This is a genomic window from Adhaeribacter aerolatus (assembly GCF_007991635.1).
GTDB classification, from domain to species: domain Bacteria; phylum Bacteroidota; class Bacteroidia; order Cytophagales; family Hymenobacteraceae; genus Adhaeribacter; species Adhaeribacter aerolatus.
On record NZ_BJYS01000025.1, the window covers coordinates 22565 to 42672 of the forward strand.

Annotated in this window: 15 protein-coding genes; 6 read left to right on the forward strand and 9 right to left on the reverse strand. The window is 43.4% G+C overall.

Annotated elements, in window-relative coordinates; translation table 11 throughout:
- The first annotated feature begins 70 nt into the window (after nucleotides 1-70).
- From AAE02nite_RS16390 to AAE02nite_RS16400, 3 genes are all read left to right on the forward strand, one after another.
- Nucleotides 71-1285: a family 1 glycosylhydrolase gene (locus AAE02nite_RS16390; RefSeq protein WP_218033511.1), complete on the forward strand. Its 1215-nt coding sequence runs from the start codon at nucleotides 71-73 to the stop codon at nucleotides 1283-1285.
- Nucleotides 1286-1756: 471 nt separating this feature from the next.
- A complete protein-coding gene (locus AAE02nite_RS16395) occupies nucleotides 1757-3139 on the forward strand; it encodes an FAD-dependent oxidoreductase (protein ID WP_146899889.1) in 1383 nt (460 codons plus the stop codon).
- A 2-nt stretch (nucleotides 3140-3141) separates the two neighbouring features.
- Nucleotides 3142-3648 carry a hypothetical protein gene (locus AAE02nite_RS16400; RefSeq protein WP_146899893.1) on the forward strand — a complete coding sequence of 169 codons (507 nt, stop codon included), beginning with the start codon at nucleotides 3142-3144 and terminating at the stop codon, nucleotides 3646-3648.
- A 5-nt stretch (nucleotides 3649-3653) separates the two neighbouring features.
- Here the strand turns inward: AAE02nite_RS16400 and AAE02nite_RS16405 are convergent, their stop codons facing one another.
- Nucleotides 3654-4274, reverse strand: coding sequence for a hypothetical protein (locus AAE02nite_RS16405; protein WP_146899896.1), 621 nt, complete (start codon nucleotides 4272-4274; stop codon nucleotides 3654-3656).
- A 164-nt stretch (nucleotides 4275-4438) separates the two neighbouring features.
- Nucleotides 4439-5953, reverse strand: coding sequence for an RNA polymerase factor sigma-54 (rpoN, locus tag AAE02nite_RS16410; protein ID WP_146899899.1), 1515 nt, complete (start codon nucleotides 5951-5953; stop codon nucleotides 4439-4441).
- 245 nt (nucleotides 5954-6198) lie between these two features.
- On the opposite strand from rpoN, the gene asnS reads away from it, so the two are divergent.
- From asnS to AAE02nite_RS16425, 3 genes are all read left to right on the forward strand, one after another.
- Complete coding sequence (gene asnS, locus AAE02nite_RS16415; RefSeq protein ID WP_146899902.1) at nucleotides 6199-7587, forward strand: asparagine--tRNA ligase; 1389 nt, start codon at nucleotides 6199-6201, stop codon at nucleotides 7585-7587.
- Nucleotides 7588-8452: 865 nt separating this feature from the next.
- A complete protein-coding gene (locus AAE02nite_RS16420) occupies nucleotides 8453-9232 on the forward strand; it encodes an enoyl-CoA hydratase-related protein (RefSeq protein WP_146899905.1) in 780 nt (259 codons plus the stop codon).
- A gap of 96 nt (nucleotides 9233-9328) precedes the next feature.
- Entirely contained in the window at nucleotides 9329-9961 is a 633-nt protein-coding gene (locus AAE02nite_RS16425) for a DUF4142 domain-containing protein (protein ID WP_146899908.1), read from the forward strand.
- A gap of 176 nt (nucleotides 9962-10137) precedes the next feature.
- Here the strand turns inward: AAE02nite_RS16425 and AAE02nite_RS16430 are convergent, their stop codons facing one another.
- The 7 genes from AAE02nite_RS16430 to AAE02nite_RS16455 all read right to left on the reverse strand — a co-directional run bounded on the left by AAE02nite_RS16430 (nucleotide 10138) and on the right by AAE02nite_RS16455 (nucleotide 19912).
- A complete protein-coding gene (locus AAE02nite_RS16430) occupies nucleotides 10138-10431 on the reverse strand; it encodes a hypothetical protein (protein WP_146899912.1) in 294 nt (97 codons plus the stop codon).
- A 148-nt stretch (nucleotides 10432-10579) separates the two neighbouring features.
- On the reverse strand, nucleotides 10580-10738 hold the full coding sequence (locus AAE02nite_RS26325) for a hypothetical protein (RefSeq protein WP_170252625.1): 159 nt from the start codon (nucleotides 10736-10738) through the stop codon (nucleotides 10580-10582).
- A gap of 263 nt (nucleotides 10739-11001) precedes the next feature.
- A complete protein-coding gene (uvrA, locus tag AAE02nite_RS16435) occupies nucleotides 11002-13887 on the reverse strand; it encodes an excinuclease ABC subunit UvrA (RefSeq protein ID WP_146899916.1) in 2886 nt (961 codons plus the stop codon).
- Nucleotides 13888-14367: 480 nt separating this feature from the next.
- A complete protein-coding gene (locus AAE02nite_RS16440; protein ID WP_146899918.1) occupies nucleotides 14368-15276 on the reverse strand; it encodes a glycosyltransferase family A protein in 909 nt (302 codons plus the stop codon).
- Nucleotides 15277-15283: 7 nt separating this feature from the next.
- Nucleotides 15284-16309, reverse strand: a complete 1026-nt coding sequence (locus tag AAE02nite_RS16445) for a polysaccharide deacetylase family protein (protein WP_146899921.1) — start codon at nucleotides 16307-16309, stop codon at nucleotides 15284-15286.
- Nucleotides 16306-18027, reverse strand: a complete 1722-nt coding sequence (locus AAE02nite_RS16450) for a glycosyltransferase (RefSeq protein WP_146899924.1) — start codon at nucleotides 18025-18027, stop codon at nucleotides 16306-16308. The genes AAE02nite_RS16445 and AAE02nite_RS16450 overlap by 4 nt, the downstream gene beginning before the upstream one ends.
- 163 nt (nucleotides 18028-18190) lie before the next feature.
- Nucleotides 18191-19912, reverse strand: a complete 1722-nt coding sequence (locus tag AAE02nite_RS16455; protein WP_170252626.1) for an ABC transporter ATP-binding protein — start codon at nucleotides 19910-19912, stop codon at nucleotides 18191-18193.
- Nucleotides 19913-20108: the final 196 nt, after the last annotated feature.

Sequence of the window (20108 nt, forward strand, 5' to 3'; positions counted from 1 at the left end):
CAAATATTAAACCTGCAGGAGCTTTAAGATAGCTAAAAAAGCAGCGTAGTACTTACTTAATGCTTTTTATATGAGACAAATCAGTCAATTTATGTTTGCCACCGGCATCGAGAATAGTTATCCGAATATAGTCTTGCCGGATGGTACCGTAAAACGGGTAGATGAAATGGAGAAAGCCAACCACTACGGGCGCTGGCGCGAAGATTTCAACCTGGTAAAGGAAATGGGAATTGAATTCCTGCGTTACGGGCCGCCGTTTTATTCGGTTTTCGAAGGGCCCGGCCGGTACAACTGGGATTTTACCGACGAGACTTTTAATGCCCTGAAGGAAATGAATATTGTGCCGATTGTGGACCTTTGCCACTTCGGTATGCCTGACTGGTTGGGTAACTTCCAGAACCCCGATTTCCCGGCTTACTTTGCTGAATACGCGCTGGCATTTGCCCGCCGTTATCCCTATTTACAATTTTATACGCCTATAAACGAAATATTTATTACGGCTATGTTCTCGGCCCAGTACGGCTGGTGGAACGAGTGCTTAGCCAGCGACCGGGCTTACGTAACGGCTTTAAAACATTTGTGTAAAGCCAATGTGCTGGCCATGGCGGCTATTATGCGGGTACAGCCCGAAGCCATTTTTATTCAGAGCGAATCTTCGGAATATTTCCACGCCGAAGACCCGAGCTGCTCTAAGCTGGCGCATTTCCTCAATCAAAAGCGTTTCCTGTCGCTCGATTTAACGTATGGGTACCCGATTTCGGCCGAAATGTTCCTGTACTTGCAAGATAATGGCATGACCCGGGAAGAGTACCAGTGGTTCCGCGAAAACCAGGTAAAAGCCCACTGTATTATGGGTAACGACTATTATTATACCAACGAGCACATGGTGCACCCCAACGGAACCACCAGTGCCTCCGGCGAAATATTTGGCTATTACGTTATTACCCACCAATATTACCGCCGCTACCGCCTGCCGGTAATGCACACCGAAACCAACATGATTGAGCCGAACTCAGTGGGGTGGTTACGGAAAGAATGGGCCAACGCCAAACGCCTCAAACGCGACGGTATTCCGCTGGTTGGCTTTACCTGGTACAGCCTCATCGACCAGGTTGACTGGGATTCGGCGCTGCGCAACGATGCCGGTAATATTAACGCGCTTGGGCTGTACGACATGGACCGGAATATCCGGGCCGTTGGCAAGGAGTACAAAAAAATAATCCGGCAATGGAAAGGCGTGCTGCAGGAAGAAAGCTACGGTCTGCACTTTAACCATTATTTATAAGATGTAGTTACCTCCTCCAATTCCTTCTAAAGGAGGAGAGCCCGGCTAATAGTTAAGCGCAGCCGGAAGATTATAGAATAGGCTTTGCTTAATATTTATACTACAATTAAATAGAGGATGGCAGCAACTGCGAAGCAGACTACAGCAGTTTGGGCGATGAGGGCCTTCTAAGGTTGTAGTGCTTTAGCATTCCGACATAGGAGGAAAGGAAAGATGAGCAGCCCGAATGACCAAACGGGCCCCCGCGGCCTGGAGCAAACTTAGGCTTGAAATATTAGTTAGCACTTCAGCCTTGAAAGATGAAATCTTTCAAAAGTAGAACGATAAGAAATATTCTTAAAAATACCCGACTCAAGTAAGCCGGGTATTTTTATTTATCCATTTTCATCAGCTTTCAGGTATATTTTAAATTTATACCTTTACCAGTAACAGAACTTACCAGTAACAAAAGCATCGGCTCATACCAAAGGCATGTCAAGAAGAGAACATATTACCGTAATGGGTGGCGGATTGGTTGGCTGCCTCATGAGTTTATACCTGGGGAAAAAAGGCTATAAAGTAGATTTATACGAGCGCAAACCAGACCTCCGGAAAGCCTACAAAGAATACGGCCGTTCTATCAACCTGGCGCTCAGCGACCGCGGCTGGAAAGCCCTGAACGGTATTGGCATTGGCGACGAAATCCGGAAAGTAGCTATTCCCATGTACGGCCGCATGATTCATGATTTGCAGGGTAAGCTAAGTTTTCAGCCTTACGGTAAAGAAGGGCAGGCAATATATTCAGTTTCACGGGGGGGGTTAAATATTGCCTTGCTGGATTTGGTAGAAGCCGAGCATAATATTACCCTGCACTTTAGCAAACAATGTGAACGGGTAGACCTGAAAACCAACGAGGTGCACTTGCGCGATACCGCCACCGGGGAAGAATCGGTTATTCATGCTGACCGCTTGTTTGGCGTAGATGGTGCTTATTCGATGGTGCGCTACTCCATGCAAAAAACCGAGCGGTTTGATTTCTCGCAGTGCTACCTAAATTACGGCTATAAAGAATTAACCATTAAACCAGGGCCCTTTGGGCGGTGGTTGCTGGAGAAAGAAGCCCTGCATATTTGGCCGCGCGGCAATTTTATGATGATTGCCTTGCCCAACCTGAACGGCAGCTTTACCTGTACCTTGTTTTACCCCTACGAAGGCCACGAATCGTTTGCCAACCTGAAAACCGAAAGCGATGTAAAGCGGTTTTTTAAAAAGCAATTTCCAGATGCGATGCCCCTGATGCCGAACCTGGTAGAAGAGTTTTTTAAAAATCCGGTCGGCGATTTGGTTACCATCCGGTGTTTCCCGTGGGCTTTTCAGGATAAGGTATTATTGCTGGGCGATGCCTCGCACGGCATTGTGCCTTTTTACGGGCAGGGCATGAACGCCGGCTTTGAAGATTGTACCGTCTTTAACGATTTGCTAAACGAGCATACCGGCGATTGGCATACTATTTTCGATAAGTTTCAGAAAATACGCAAACCCGATACCGATGCTATGGCCGATTTGGCTATCTACAACTTTATTGAAATGCGCGATAAAGTAGCTGATGCACGGTTTTTATTACAAAAAAAAATAGAAAGTAAAATAAGTAGTTTATATCCGGAACATTGGCTGCCGCTTTACTCCATGGTAACTTTTAGTGATATTTCTTACGCCCAGGCCAAAGCGACCGGCGAGCGGCAGGAGCAAATAATGGCCGAAATAATGCCGCACATTCAATCCGAAGCTGATTTTGACAAGCCGGAAGTTCAAAATTTAATCCGGCAGCAAATATTGGGCAACGATGATTTAGTTAAAAGCAGCACAAAGCCCTGATAGTGGGAAAGAATAATGCCTCCGCGCTACTAAATGCTATCAACAAAATAGCAGCGGTGCTGGTGCTTTTCTGTTCTTTGCTGCTTTTTCTGGATTATTTATTACCGGGTTCCTTGGAGGAAGTAGTTATTCAGGAGTATGATGTTTTTACTACCCGGGTTCGGGGTGGTTCGGCCACTACGTATAATATTATTACCGAAAAATATACCTTTCCTATTTCGGACGAATTTCTTTCTGCTTCGGAGGTGGGCGATACCATTAACGTAGAAGTATCCAGGATGTTGGAAATAATAGACGCGTATGGCCTGAGAAATCAGCGAGCATCCCATGTTTATTACACACGCTACTTAACCGGTATATTTTTCCCGCTAGCGCTTATACTGGTTTCTTTAATAGCTTTAAGATTACGCGAGCCTTCCGAAACAACCTTAAATATGCTGATTGGGTTGGAAGCAATGGCTTTGTTTATCTTCTTTATGACGCTCGTAAATATTTCGAACCTGTTCTGAGGAAACTAACCAATAAGTAACCAGATACCCAAGCCTACCAGAAAGCCCAACAGAAAACCGGTATAAACTTCGGCTGGGGTATGCGCCTGCAGGGCCAGCCTTGCCGACATAACGGCGCCTACAATTAGAACAGCAGCCACTATTACGTAAATTAGAAAATTTTCGGGTAAGTTGGTGTGCAAAAAAAACAGGATAGCCAACGCCCCACCTAAGCCTACACTATGGGCGCTAATTTTCCAGTGAAAAGAAATTAAATAAACCAGAAATACCGAAAGCGTAATCAGAAACATGATGTAAAAAAGCAGCCGGTCGAATATTTGCTCCTGGTAAAAAAGGTAACTGGTTACCGCAAAACAAACCGTGGTAAAGAAAAAAGGTAAATTTCTTTCGGGCCGGTTTTCTACGTGCATGCTGCTGATAAACCCGTTGCGGTACATAAAGTAGGTGCCCAAACCCGGTACCATAAACGTCGTGAAAAATATAATGGCCATAATTACCCAGCGGCTTTCGGCCGGAAAAGTAAGCATGGACTGCGGCAGCCCATAAAGCACCAACCCAAACAAGTAAGTCGGAATAAGCAGCGGGTGAAATACAACAGAAAGCGCCAGCGCCAGGGTGCGGTTCACGGAGAGCGTTATAAGTGAAGAGTTAAAAGTTAAGAGTTAAGAGTTAAAGGTTGTTGAATATGACAATTATATTTAAAACAACGAAAAAGAGTTTATTCTAAGTTTAACTGCCTTCCCATTAAAATTATGTATGATTAACTCATAACTTTTAACTCTTCACTTATTTATAATTCTTTTCGCAATCGGGCAACCGGAATATTGAGTTGCTCGCGGTATTTGGCTACAGTGCGGCGGGCAATATTATAACCTTTCTCGTTCAGCATTTTTTCCAGTTTATCATCCGATAAAGGCTTCTTCTTGTTTTCCTTGTCGATAATATCTTTCAGAATCTGCTTTACCTCGCGGCTACTCGCATCTTCGCCAGAATCGGTGGCAATCCCTTCGGAGAAGAAATATTTAAGCGGATAAACGCCAAACTCGGTTTGTACCCATTTGCTGTTGGCCACCCTCGATACCGTAGAAATATCCATATCAATTTCCTGGGCAATGTCTTTCAGAATCATAGGCCGCAGTTTGGTCTCGTCGCCGTCCAGGAAAAAGTCGTGCTGAAAGCGTACAATAGCATCCATGGTGCGCAGCAACGTATTCTGCCGCTGCTTAATGGCATCGATAAACCATTTAGCCGAATCCAGTTTCTGCTTTACAAAAGTTACGGCTTCTTTCAGCTTTTTGTCTTTCTTAGCGCCTTTGTCATAAGCATCAAACATTTCGGAGTAGGAGCGGCTTACGCGCAATTCCGGAGCGTTGCGGGCATTCAGGGTAATATTTAACTGGCCGTTATCATTGGTAATAATAAAATCCGGTACAATATATTGGGCTTTCGCCAAGCCCGCCGACGTGCCGCCGGGCTTCGGGTTTAGCTTCAGAATTATATTCAGGGCTTCTTTTAATTCATCATCCTCAATATCCAGCCTGGACTGAATTTTAGCATAATGCTTTTTGGTAAACTCATCGAAGCAATCCTGAATAATCTGCTCGGCTATCTCGGTTGTATAGTCTTGTTCGCGGCGCTCCAGTTGTAATAACAAGCATTCCTGTAAGTCGCGCGCAGCTATGCCGGGTGGGTCAAACGTCTGAATTTCGCGCAGCACAGCCTCCACTTCTTCCAAATCTACCTCAACATTCTGCGAAAATGCTAAATCGTTTACAATAGCGCTTAAATCGCGGCGGATGTAGCCATCGTTATCAATGCTGCCGATTAACTGCTCGCCAATGGCATGTTGTTTTTCATCCAGGTTCAGAAAATTAAGCTGATCCAGCAGTGCATCGGTTAGGGTAGAGGTGCCCGCAATAGGCATATCGCGGTCTTCTTCCTCGCCGGGGCCGTCGCCCTGCATCTTATAACCGGCTATTTCATCGTCGTGGATGTAATCGCCTAAATCAATATCGTCGTTGTCCTGCCGGTAGTCGTCTTCCAGGCCAGGACCATCATCGTCGCGGTTGTTATCAAAGTCCTCGTCCAGGCTATCGTCGCTGTCAAAATCATCGCCGCTATCGTTTTCTTCCTCAGAGCGCTCAAATTCATCTTCCGGGCCTTCTTCCAGTGCCGGATTTACCTCCATCTCTTCTTTGATGCGCATATCCAGCTCAGCCGTTGGTATCTGCAACAGCTTAATGAACTGAATCTGCTGGGGAGACAGTTTTTGCGATAAAAGTTGCTTTAAATCTAGTCGCTGCATACGGTTTTCATACCCAAGGCATGTATGAAATTTACATTCAAATTTAGCTTATTTTTACTGGGCTTTAATAAAAAAGGTTAAAATATCGTTACTTTGCGGTGTAAATAGTAGCAAGTACCACAAATCAGGTAGCAGAATTTTGCTTTTACCTGAGATAAGAACAACGACTTTAGCACCTGATATTTTTACTTTAAACCAAACCCAAGTCTTGATACTTGCTACCTGATACCTGATACTAAAAGAACATGAAACGAAGCAAAGTTGCAGCATTGTTAGCGGCTACGGAATTAAACCAGGAAGTACTGGTGAAAGGCTGGGTCCGGACTAAAAGAGGAAATAAATTTGTCAGTTTTATCGCCCTGAATGATGGGTCAACCATAAATAATATTCAGTTGGTGGCCGATGCCGAAAAGTTTAGTGAAGAAAGCTTACGGGAGGTAACAACCGGCGCTTGTATTGCCGCTACCGGTATATTGGTGGCATCACAGGGCAAAGGCCAGACTGTGGAAATCCAGGTTAATACTGTTGAAGTTTTGGGTGCTGCTGATCCCGAGAAATATCCATTGCAGAAAAAAGGCCACTCGCTGGAGTTTCTGCGCGAGATAGCCCACCTGCGCCCGCGCACCAATACCTTTGGGGCGGTATTGCGTATGCGTCACGCCATGGCTTTTGCCGTACATCAGTTCTTTAACGACCACGGCTTCTACTACGTGCATACGCCCATTATTACGGGTTCCGATGCCGAAGGCGCCGGCCAGATGTTCCGGGTTACCACCTTAGACCCGCTTAACCCGCCTAAAACCGAAACCGGTGAGGTAAATTATACCGACGACTTCTTTGGCAAACAAACCAACTTAACTGTATCGGGGCAGTTAGAAGGCGAAGTTACTGCCATGGCCCTGGGCCAGATTTATACCTTTGGACCAACTTTCCGGGCCGAGAATTCCAATACCACGCGCCACCTGGCCGAGTTCTGGATGATTGAACCCGAAATGGCTTTTGCGGACCTGACCGATAACATGGATTTGGCTGAGGAGTTTTTGAAGTTTCTGGTGATGTACGCCCTGAATAACTGCAAAGACGATCTGCAGTTCCTGAACGACATGTACGACAAAGAACTGCTGAACCGGCTAAACTTTGTGGTGCAGAACGATTTCCAGCGCCTGGAGTATACCGAAGCCGTTGAGATATTAAAATCAGCCAAGCAGAAATTTGAATTCCCGGTAGAATGGGGTACCGATTTGCAAAGCGAGCACGAACGCTACCTGGTAGAAAAGCATTTTAAAAAGCCGGTAATCCTGATAAACTACCCGAAGCACATCAAAGCGTTTTACATGAAGCAGAACGAAGATGGCAAAACCGTACGGGCTATGGATGTGCTGTTTCCGGGTATCGGCGAAATAATTGGCGGTTCGCAACGGGAGGAAAGTTACGATAAACTGGCGCAACGCATTCAGGAGATGGGTATTCACGAAGAAGAACTGTGGTGGTACCTGGAACTTCGTAAATACGGCACGGCTCCTCACGCTGGTTTTGGTTTAGGCTTTGAGCGCCTGATGCTGTTTGTAACCGGTATGGGTAATATTCGGGATGTTATTCCATTCCCGCGTTTCCCGAAGAGTGCTGAATTTTAATTTCCTGCGAAAACCTAAAAGAAAAGCCCGTACATTACTGTAGCGGGCTTTTTTTATGAATAAGCCCGCGGAATAATAAAATAATATAGTAGCAATTTTGTATTTTATCCAACGGACGGAACCGTTACCTTGCTTCATGTTGTCACCAGAGAGAATTCTGGCAGGAACCTTAGAATTAGTGGTGATAATACCACCAATGGTACCAAATTCAGTACAAAAAGAAAATACTAAACAGCTTCATCATCAAAGGTGCAAAATATCAGGTATAAAGAAGTTTATTTTTAGAAAAGTTAGGGATAATATTAAAATAGTAAATGATCAAACTTAAATATACCCTTTGTTTTATATTTTTGTTAACCAGTGGTAATTTATATGCTGCTGCGGATTATGGTGATGTAGGACTAGGTCTTATATACATATTCCTTTTGTTTATTTTCTTTATTTTTTTTACATCAATCTTAGTCTTTACCTCGACTCTAAGGTTTATTAAAGTAATAAATTGCAATAAGAAGTCTCCTCAATTTACTTTAATGGGAACCATATTTTATTTATGTGTACTACTTTTAGCAATCTATCCTTGGATTTTTATTTTTTCTAAAAGTGCTAAATTATTTGGAGGTATAGGATTAGCAGTATTTTTAGCAAATTCATTTTTTTACTTTCAATTTAAAAGGCAGAAGGAGCTATAAATCATAATATAGCTAAACCTCAAATGCCTATTGATTCAAGAAAAGTTACCACTCCTAACACCACTTAAAAAGCATTAAAACGCTTCTTAGCCGCGGTCCTGAATACACAGTATCTACCTATTTGCATGCAATGAAGCCTGTCTAAACTTATTCATAAAATTTAATAGCCAAGTCTTATGTACGAACACCTGCTCTACGAAAGTAATAACGGGATTGCCACCATTACTTTAAATCGCCCTGAGTTGTACAACGCCATTAACACCAAACTAACTCTTGAACTACAGGATGCTATTAAACAAGTAACCAAAGATGCGGAGGTACGGGTGGTGGTACTTACAGGGAGCGGAAAAGCGTTCTGCTCCGGTCAGGATTTAAATGAGGCCGCCGAATTGGGCAACCGGTCTTTGTCTGAATCGCTTCATAAGCGTTATAATCCAATCATCAGGGGGATGCGCCAACTGCCGAAGCCTATTATTTGTGCGCTGAATGGCGTGGCCGCCGGGGCCGGCTGTTCGCTGGCACTGGCTTGCGATGTTATCATTGCTTCTGCCGAAGCTAGTCTGACCGAAGCGTTTATTAATATTGGTTTGGTACCCGATTCGGGCTCCTCGTTTTTTTTGCCGCGAATAGTAGGCTCCCTGAAAGCTTTTGAATTAAGCACTTTGGGCACAAAACTAAAAGCCGAAGAGGCTCTGCAACTAGGCATGGTAAACCAGGTGGTGCCCGCCAATGACCTGGCCGAAACCGTGGCGGCTCTGGCTAACCGGTACGCGGTTGCTCCCACCAAAGCCATTGGTTTAATAAAAAAAATGCTGAATAAATCGTTTTCGGCTACTCTCGATCAAATGCTGGATTACGAAGCTTATCTTCAGGAAATAGCAGGTAAGTCAGCGGATTTTCGGGAGGGAGTACAGGCTTTCCGGGAAAAGCGCAAACCAGATTTTAAAGGCCATTAACCCGACAACTGAGCGACTCTGGTAATTCTTAAAATAATTAAACATTGGTTTTAGTGGTGCGTAAATATTTGGTATGAATTTAAAACTAATGAAACTATGAAAAAGCTGTTTATGAATGTTTTAGTAGCTGGTAGTTTACTGTTGGCTTATGGCTGTACTACTAAAACAACCGATAACAATGAAAAAAATACGGAAATACAGGACCCGGACAACCAGGCAACTGCTGAGAACAATGCCCAATCGGGCTACGGCAACGACCCTAATAATAACAGCAGTACTGCCACAACGGCGCAGCAATTTGATACTACCAGTTTTGCCGTAAATGCGGCCAGCGGCGGCCTGATGGAAGTAGCTTTGGGGAATATGGCGCAGCAGAAAGGCGCGAATGCTGACGTGAAAAAGTTTGGCCAGCAAATGGTAACCGACCATAGTAAAGCCAATACTGAACTAAAAACCATTGCCTCTTCTAAAAATATTCAGATTCCGACAACACCTTTGCCCAAACATCAGAAACACATCGATCACCTGAGTGGTTTAAGCGGAGCGGAATTTGATAAACACTATATGACGATGATGGTAGAAGATCATCAGGAGGACATAGGCTTGTTTCAGAAAACCGCAAACGACAATAGCCAGGATGCCGAGTTAAAAGCATTTGCGGAGAAAACTTTACCAGTTTTAAAAAGCCATTTGCAACTAGCCCAGCAAACCCAGTCAAAAGTTAAGTAAGAAGTTAAATTTTCGTCAATATACTCGAAGTGCTACCAGCTTTTAAAGAAGGCCCGAGCCATAGAAAGCACTAAGTTAAATTTGAAATTTACGGAATAAAAGGCTTAGCCTTAAATAAGAAATCCGGCCTGTTATGCAGCCGGATTTTTTATTTAAGAACCATATTATTGCGTTGCTTAATGCAGCAGCACGTTTATATTCCCATTTTCGAGAAAAGGAGTTGCTTCATCTGCGGTAATGAGTCGGTAAGTGGTGTTTAGCAAATGCGTTCTGGTGTTAAAGCGGGTAATCTCCAGTAAATATTCCTCCGAAACTGTTTTGTACAACGAGTAAGTAGGCGGTATAAACAAGGCATTCGGAGTATGTTCCTGGTTGTCAATAATGCCCAAGGCAACCTGATCCAGATAATCAATTACATATTGCTGGCCACACTCGGTTGTAATCAGGTTTAAATTATTTTTATCTGTCATACAAGCTCCATTCGTTCTGCAATCAAATTGCTTTAACGATACAATTTACTACCAGTTAGGTCTAACGCAAATAAATTTAAAACCTTTTAGTAAGCAAGCATAAAAAAAGCCGCTGGTAGCGGCTTTAAAAGATTAAATATTTTTTATTTCAGTAGGTAGAAGTATAATGTTTAACTACTGTTTCCGGAATCAGTTGGTAATTAATGGACGTGTGATTCATTGATGGATTATAGAAACTTTTCTTCTGAATAAACTCCTGTGTAGGCGCTTTGTAAATGGTATACGTATAATTTTCGTTCGAATTCAAACTGCCGTTTCCTATAACTTCCAGATTATTTAGCTCGAATTCCTTCCCACAATCTGTAACTATTCTTGAACTACTTGAATAATTCATTCCCTACAAACCCTCTGTAAATTTTACTAAAAGCTATTTTTAACTTTAGCTATACGTGATAGATAAATTAAGGTTATAATGTTTTTGAATTATTTTTTAACTTAATTTTTACAAGCCAGTTGTTATTTGCCAGCCAAAAACAGCTTTTAAAAAGTTAAAGGGGTGCCTACTGCAGCTTAAGCAGGCACATCCCGGTATTTACTTGTGGCTAACTCCTCCCGTAAAAAACGACTGGTGTAGCCTTTCTCAACCTTAGCAACTTCTTCCGGTGTGCCTTCGGCTACTATGATACCGCCGGCTTCGCCGCCTTCCGGTCCAATATCAATAATATGATCAGCTACCTTTATCATGTCCAGATTGTGTTCAATAATAAGTACGGTATTACCTTTATCCACTAACTTATGTATAACGTCTGAAAGGTGCCTGATATCTTCAAAATGCAGCCCGGTGGTTGGCTCATCCAGAATGTAAAAGGTTTTGCCGGTATCTTTTTTAGAAAGTTCGGTAGCCAGTTTTACCCGTTGGGCTTCGCCGCCCGAGAGTGTTGTTGCCTGCTGGCCCAAGGTTATATAGCCCAGCCCTACTTCGTTTAATATTTTTACCTTACGCAAAATCCGGGGCTGGCTTTCAAAAAAGTCTACTGCTTTCTCTACGGTCATATCCAGCACATCGGTAATAGATTTACCTTTAAACCGCACTTCTAAGGTTTCGCGGTTGTAACGTTTGCCTTTGCAGGTTTCACAGGGAACATTTACGTCCGGCAGGAAATTCATTTCAATTATGCGCATACCGGCACCTTCGCAGGTTTCGCAGCGGCCGCCTTTTACGTTAAACGAGAAACGACCAGCCGAATACCCGCGAATTTTCGCTTCGGGTAATTGGGCAAACAAAGCCCGAATATCGGTAAACATGCCGGTATAAGTTGCCGGATTAGAGCGGGGCGTCCGGCCAATCGGCGATTGGTCTACCTCAATTACTTTATCGATGTGCTCTAACCCTTCAATGCCTTTGTACGGCAGCGGCTCGCGTTTGGCATTAAAAAAGTGCCGGTTCAGAATCGGGAACAGCGTATCGTGGATGAGCGTGGATTTCCCGCTGCCCGAAACACCGGTTACAGCAATTAACTTACCCAACGGAAAGTTTGCCGTAACATTTTTTAAATTATGGCCGGTGGCACCGCGTAACGTTAATATTTTATCGTGACCAGTTCGCTTGGCAGTAGGTACTTCAATGTGCTTCTGGCCGCTTAAATATTGTGAGGTGAGGCTGCCGGACGAGAATATTTCCTGCGGCGAACCGGCGGCTACAATATGGCCTCCGTGGATGCCTGCCCCCGGGCCAATATCCAGCACGTGGTCGGCGTGCATAATCATGTCTTTGTCGTGTTCTACCACAATTACCGAGTTACCGATATCGCGCAGGTTTTTCAGAGCCGCAATTAGCTTTTCGTTGTCGCGCTGGTGCAGTCCAATGCTGGGCTCATCCATAATATACAACACACCTACTAACTGCGTACCTATTTGGGTTGCCAGCCGGATACGCTGCGATTCGCCGCCCGAAAGCGTACGCACGGAGCGGTGCAAATTCAGGTAATCCAACCCAACATCCAGCAAAAAGCCGATCCGCTTTCTAATTTCCTTTAATAATTCGCGGGCAATCAGGTTCTGGCGTTCGTTTAAACGGTCCTCCAGGTTATTAAACCAATCGGCTAGTTGCCCAATATTAAACTGCGACAACTCGCCAATATTTTTACCATCCAGTTTTATGTGCAGCGATTCTTTCTTCAGTCGCAACCCACGGCACTCGGGGCAGTTGCTGGTTTGGGTAAATTCTTTTATCCAGTTGCGGATGGCATCCGAATCTGAATCCATTTGTTTGCGCAAAAAGCTGATAATGCCTTCGAACTCGATGGTGTAGCTATGGCCTTTGGCTTTAACTTCCAGTTCTTCTTTTACGCCGTGCAGCAACTGGTTTAGTACCGGCTCGGGTAAATCCTGAATTGGCGTGGAAATATTTAGTTTATGTATCCGAAGCAACGCTTGTATCTGGTTAAATATCCAGATATCGCGGAATTCACCCAAAGGCGAAATACCGCCGCGACTGATGCTCAAAGTTTTATCCGGAATAATTGATTCTTCGGTAATTTCCTGTATTTCGCCTAAACCGTTACAGATAGGGCAGGCCCCATAAGGTGAGTTAAACGAAAAGGTATTTGGGGCCGGATCGTCGTAGGCAATACCGGTTTCGGGATCCATGAGGTGTTGCGAGAAAAAATGCACTTGGTTGGTATCGGGCTCCAGAATAGAGATGGTGCCTTTACCGTGCGTAAGCGCATTCTGCACCGAACTGGAAATCCGGTAGCGATCCTCGGTATTCACGATTATTTTATCCACCACAATCTCGATGTCGTGAATTTTGTAGCGATCAACCTGCATTTTGGGTACCAGTTCCAGCATTTCGCCGTCTACGCGCACCCGCACAAAACCCATCTTCCGGATTTGCTCGAATAATTCTCGATAATGCCCTTTACGGCCTTTTACCACCGGTGCCAGAATAATTAACTTTTTACCGTTAAAATTCTCCAGAATGTGCTGCACAATTTGCTCGTCGCTTTGCCGGATCATTTTTTTGCCGGTAACGTAGCTGAACGCTTCGCCGGTACGGGCAAAAAGCAAGCGCATAAAGTCGTAAATTTCGGTAATAGTACCTACCGTAGAGCGCGGGTTGCGGCTGGTAGTCTTCTGCTCAATGGAAATTACCGGGCTTAAACCTTCAATCTTATCTACATTAGGCCGTTCCAAGCCACCCAGAAAAGAGCGGGCATACGCCGAAAAGGTTTCCATGTAGCGGCGCTGGCCTTCAGCGTAAATGGTATCGAAAGCCAAAGACGATTTGCCGCTGCCACTAATACCGGTAAAAACCACCAGTTTATTGCGCGGGATGGAAAGGCTAATATTTTTAAGATTATGTTCCCGGGCGCCGTAAACTTCTATCAGTTGGGTTTCGGTAACTAAGTCCGGTTGAGTATTTATAGCAGGAGTTTCTTCTTTTGTCTGAGCCATTGCTGGTCTTAATTAATCTGCAAAGATACGCAAGTTGCCCGTCTTGTGCAGGTTAAGGTGAATCATTTCTTAACAGATTTGCCGGGGCTTTGGTTCTGTTAATATTTTGATAAACCAGTAATAAATATACAGAGGAGAAATTGCAATAGCAGCCGCCGTTCCAGTCGTCGGTGCTAAAGTGCTTTAGAAGAAAAGATTTAATATTTTTGGATGGAGATGCAAAAAATAGACTAACCTGTATCCAGAGAAAATATTCCCCAAAATAAGGCGAGCAATATTTAATCCGGAATATTTTATTTCAATAATAAACAGACGGTAAACTTAGTAGCTAAACTCTAAAGTAAGATGGTGTTACTACTGAATTTTTAATCCAGTAAGGGTACAATGTATTTGTGCTTAATAACCTTTGGGCTTCAAGTTAAAATCTTAAAGCAATTATAAAAGCTAAATGCCATTATACAATCAAAGCCAATAGTCGGGTTAATGAAACAATACTTTTTTCCCTTGCACACGCTTTTTAACCATCCATAAAAAATCCTTTACCAACAGGTAAAATGGCCGGCTATAGGCTAAGTTTTCTTCTACCAGCTGTTTTACTTCCGGAAAATTTAATTTTTGCTGCTGCAAGTAACCTAACATCCATCTTAAAAAACGTTTCCGGACGCGGTGGTAACCTCCGAAAGCATGCGATGATTGCACCAGCGAGCCTGGCCGCTGGCGGTACCGGTTATGGCAAGCTGAAGAAATATAAACTGGTTCGTTCAGAAATATTTTCATCATCAGCACCTGGTCGTCGTACATGCCCTTGAAAGCTTCGTCGAATAAACCATGCTTTTCTACTACCGATTTTTTTACCAGCATCCCGCAAATACAGGGCGAAGCGCCGTAATTTAACGGATATAATTCTAGCGCCAGTCGGGCCGGAAAATATAAACGTTCGGGAACTATACCTATTTGTACCACGGTATTTTCCTTATCTTGTTCCGTCCAATCGTACCAATATTCCGTAGCCTCACAGAGTAAGCTGGCCTGCGGATATTTTTGCTGTAAGCTTATCTGATGCGATAAAAACTGTGGTAAAAAAACATCATCACCGTCCAGGAAAGTTAAAAACTCGCCTTTGGCCAAACGGATAGCCACATTGCGGCTGGCACTGGCCCCTTTATTCTGATGGCCGGGATGATCGTGGTAAAATATTTTTGTTGGGAAATCGGCAGCATATTTTTGAGCAATGGCCGTGCTGTTGTCCGTAGAACCATCATCCACTAAAATTAACTCCCAGTTTAGATAATCCTGCGCCAACACGCTTTGGATCATTTCTGCCAGAAACTTTTCTACATTCAGAAAGCAGGTAATTATTGATACTAAAGGCTGTTGTTTGTAATGCATAAAAATATTAATATCCTTTCAGCCAACGGTTTAAGTGGTTTGTAAATTCGGCTTCCGGCCAATCATATACATGAAATCTGCCCATCTCAAAAGGGTTGGCGGCTTTATTAATCGCACTGTGAAAGGTAGTTACAGCGGTTTTAAAACCTGTTGTTTTTAAAATTTCCTGAGCCGACGGGTTATAGCTGCCATTCGGAAAAGAAAACAAGTCTATTTCACTGCCGGTTATTTCTTCGAGCGTGTTTTTGCTGCCGGTTATTTCCCGCTGCTGAACCTCGGGTGGTTGAAACCCTAAGGCTGTATGTGTTACGGTATGGGCCCCAACCCGAAATAACGGATGGTGCGCTAAATCTAAAAGCTGTTTCTCCGACATGCACTGGTATTCGGGGCGGGCTGCATCCGGCAAACCGGCCCAGGCCCGGAGTTCGGCCATCAACTGGCTTTGCCGCGCGGCCGTTTCCTGAACTATTTCCTGCCACAACAACATATAAACTTTGGTCCGGGTGGTAGGAGGCGGTACCGATTCCTGCCATTGCTGGTGTTGCTGGCAGAGGGCAGGCGTTAATTCGGTTTCGGGTTCCAGGCTAAACTCTTGTTGCTTACCAAGTAGTTGAATAGATAAGCGGGACGGTAGCACCGGCGTTTGCAAAATAATGCGCTCCAGTTCATCCCACCAGAACTCTTTGGCCTGACCTAAACTACCAGTTGGAATAAAAAAAGTAGCCGGCAACTGGTACTTCTCCAGCAAAGGTTTGGCGGCTAAATAATTATCTACATACCCATCGTCGAAGGTAAGCACAATGCTTTTGTGCCGGATAGTGCCCGTCTTTACTTGTTCAAGCAGGTTTGGCAGCGATACCACGTGGCCGGTTTGCTGCATTATTTGCAAATGGCTTTCAAAATTAGCCGGACTTACCGCCAGTCCCCAGGGGTCGCAGGCCGGACTGGCAATGCGGTGATACATGAGCACCACCGCGCGGTTACCCCAGAGGCCTTTTACCTTTTTTAGCCGGTTTTGCCACTTCTGGTTCAAGCAATTGCTGGTTTTGTACCTTTAACGGTAATAATAACCTGGTAATGCGGGTCGGTAAAGTCCATCTGCTCTTTTTTTATTTCGGGCAAGCCCATGCCATATAAAAGAGCAGTAGCTACGAAAACATTGCCAAAGTTCTGCACTTCTACATTGGTACCCGGAAAAATTTCGGTCATGGCTTTCTGCATCGATGGTCTGGTAAACGACCAAAACCAGCTTTCTTCCAGGTCGCCGTATTCTATTTGGCTGATGCCTGGTACGGTTAATAACAAAGTGCCACCCGGTTTTAAAATACGATAGCAGGTTTGCAAAGCGCCTTTAAAATCATAAATAAATTGCAACGTCTGCGTCAGAATAACGCAATCGTAGCTGTTATCGGGTACGTGAGGAGCGTTGCTTAAATCACCAATAACGGTAGCCTTGGGATTATCGGCGTTTACGTGAAAGATATCGCTTTTGCTTACCTTCTTGCCGCCATAACGCAGGGTATATTCGTTGTCACCTATTTCGAGTACGTTGCCTTTAATGCAGTCAGCCTGCTGCTGTAAAAAGTTTTCGATGTAATACCGGTCTACGGCGCCACCCCGATCAAAGCCATACCGGATGCTAAATGGCATCGTACGGTCAAAATCGCCTTTGTTTATGTGACGGGGCGCTTCGTAAAAATCTTTATAGATCCCGGCCTTATGCAACGAGCGCAATAAGAATTGGGGCGAATATTTTTTTATTAAAGTTTTAACCGGCTCTTTAGCCAGGTGTTTTATAAAGTCAACCATTAAACGAGGTGAATATTTTAATAAAAGCCGGATATCATTTTTTTCCAGGCGTTGTGCCGTTTTTACCCGTTGGTTAAAAAGACCTGAAATTATCTGGGGGCCATAGTTTTTCTGGTAATTCAGAATTCCTTTTTTCAGGGCTTCTTTTTCCGTTTCGGTGCGCAGATCTTTGCTGTGTTTTTCCAATACTTTTAAGGTATTGCGCAGCATTACCGGAATGTTAAAAGACATGCTGGTATCGTAGCGCCGGTAAACGGCCAATTTGTGCTGGTGGTGCATAACCGGGTGGTTACGGGCTATCGACAAATACAAATCGTAATCCTCACAAGCTCTTAAAGTAGTATCGTAGCGCCATTTGTTAAAAACCCAGCGCTGAAACATAACAGCCGCGTGCATACAGATGTAATTTCCGCTGAGCAGCCACAGAAAATGATCCTGGGTAACGGGATACGCGCCAATAATATTCCTTTTTTTATTTGCATCTACTTCGTCGAACCCGCCCGAAACAAACCCCAAATCGGGATTTTGTCGCAGGTAGTTTACATTTGTTTCAATCGCATCCAGGTATAGCCAGTCATCGGCATCTAAAAACACCAGGTACGCCCCCCTGCTGTGATCGATACCAGTATTGCGGGCAGCCGAAAGGCCTTGGTTTTGCTTGTAGATGTAGGTAACCTCCGGATACCGCTGGGCTATTTCTCTGGTATTATCTTTCGAACCATCATCTACCACAATTATTTCTATAGCCGGGTAAGTCTGGTTTAAAACGCTCTCAATGGCTTCGGGCAAAAAGTGCGCATGGTTATAACACGGAATAATAACCGAAACCAAGGGCTCGGTGAAGTTAGTACCCCCCTGGTAGTAGGGTGTAGGGCGATGCGTTACGCCAACGGAATTCTTGTAACCCACAATATCTTCGAAAGCACCAGAAAAATGAAACATGATTATTGCAACTAAAAAATTGAATTCCTTGCTTTACCAGCAGCAATGCTACTTTTTATTATTGCTCCTTACCATCTAGCAGCAAGTTGAAATTTATTTATATAAAGATAAATATATAAATCTTAATATATAAATAATTTATTAAAAAAATTTGTTGAAAATTTTAAATCGCTTCTTTTATTAATTCTGAATAGCTTCTTTGGGATATAATTTCTCCGTTTTTTAATTCGAATATTCTATTGCACTCCTTTAAAGAGGTATAGCGATGCGCAATAATTAAAATGGTAATATTGGTATCCGATAGTTTTTTTATGGCTTCGTTTACTTCTTTCTCCGTTGTATTGTCTAGGGCACTAGTAGCTTCGTCAAAAATCAGTACTTCGGTTTTCTTGTACAGGGCCCGCGCAATGCCTATCCGTTGGCGTTGGCCGCCCGATAATTTGGAGCCACGGTCTCCGATAGGGGTTTCTATGCCTTGGGGTAAAGTAGAAACAAACTCCCGCAGCGAAGCTTTTTCCAGGGCATCTTCCAGTCGTTTTTTATCTACCTGTTTATCGAATAGCGTAATATTATCTTTGATAGAGGCATTCATTAAAAAAGCGTCTTGCTTTACATAACCCACCAGCCGCCGCCAGGCTTTTAAATTTTTGTCTGATAATTTCACACCATCTACATAAATGCCACCGCTTCCTTCGGTGTAAAACCGCAGTAACAGGTTCATCAGGGTGGTTTTGCCGGCACCAGAGCTGCCAATAAAACCAACCTTTTCGCCTTTTTTTATTTGCAAAGAAACTTCTCTTAAAACCGGAATATCTTTGCCCGGAAAATTGAAGCCTACTTTATCTAAGGTTATCTGAGATTTAAAAGATAATGGTTCCTGTGGGGTAGGACCCTTCACGTATACATCATACTCATCAAACTCTTTAAGTAAGTCAATGGTGTACTGGTTCTTTTTAAGCTCTACCATGCCTACCATTAGCCGGTTTACCGATGGCATTAACCGGTAAGCAGCAGCCGTAAACAAACCCAGAATGGCCAGTAACTCTTTGGGGTTATCTACAAAAATCAAAGAATAAATAAAGATTGTTACCACGCCCAGAATGGTTACCATTTCAATAATCTTAATCGGAATCAGCGATAATAAATAGCCTTTGGCCTCTAAGGTTTGTAATTCCCGGATATAGCCTGATATAAGCGCTTGAAAGTCTTCTTCTTTTTCGGCCAGCTTAATTTCGACATGGCCCATGAGCGAATCTGCCGTTACGCTGGTAGCGATGGGCCTTATTTCGTTTGCCCGTTGCCCAATTCTGCTGCCCTTTTTTTTGAGCGCGTTATAAGTTAAAATAGTAGTAGGGCCCAGAATAACTAAAAGCAGAATTAACAGGGTGGGCTTAAACAATAGGATACCCGCTACAATAATGGTTAGAATAACAAACTCAGAAAAAATAACAAACAGGCCGCGGAAGATGCCACTTATAAACACAGACGGAATATCAATTATGTAATACATAATATTGATGTATCCCATATTATTAAACAGCCAGAAAGGTAAGCCGGTAAACTTGGTATACTGCCGGTGAATAATGGTATTGGCTACGTTGGCTGAAAATTTTACCTGCCGGTAATTTATCCAGGTAGAAAACAGGTTTTTAAGTAGAAAGAAAAAGAAGATAGCTACGACAAGGAATATCAGGAAAGCGCTTTCGGATGAAAAACCTAGTTTGGTAAACAGGAATGAAAAATATTTATTTTTTTGTATGTACCCCGTTTCGGAAGCGGCAATTATAACCGGCACCAAAGCTGCTAACCCTATTACATCTAATAAAGATGAAAATATGGATAAAAACAACATCGCAATCCCTTCGCGCTTTTGTGAAGAAGTCAAATAGGACTTAATGCAGTTTAATGACTTAAATAAAATTCCTGCATTCATTTAAAAAACAATATTGTACATACAAAATAAAAAACACCTTAAACCAACGACACTAAGCAATACAAAGATATTTATTTATATTTTAATATATATATTATTTTATTAATATTTATTTTTGGTATTATCGCTTTTAAAATGCTTCTGTGAT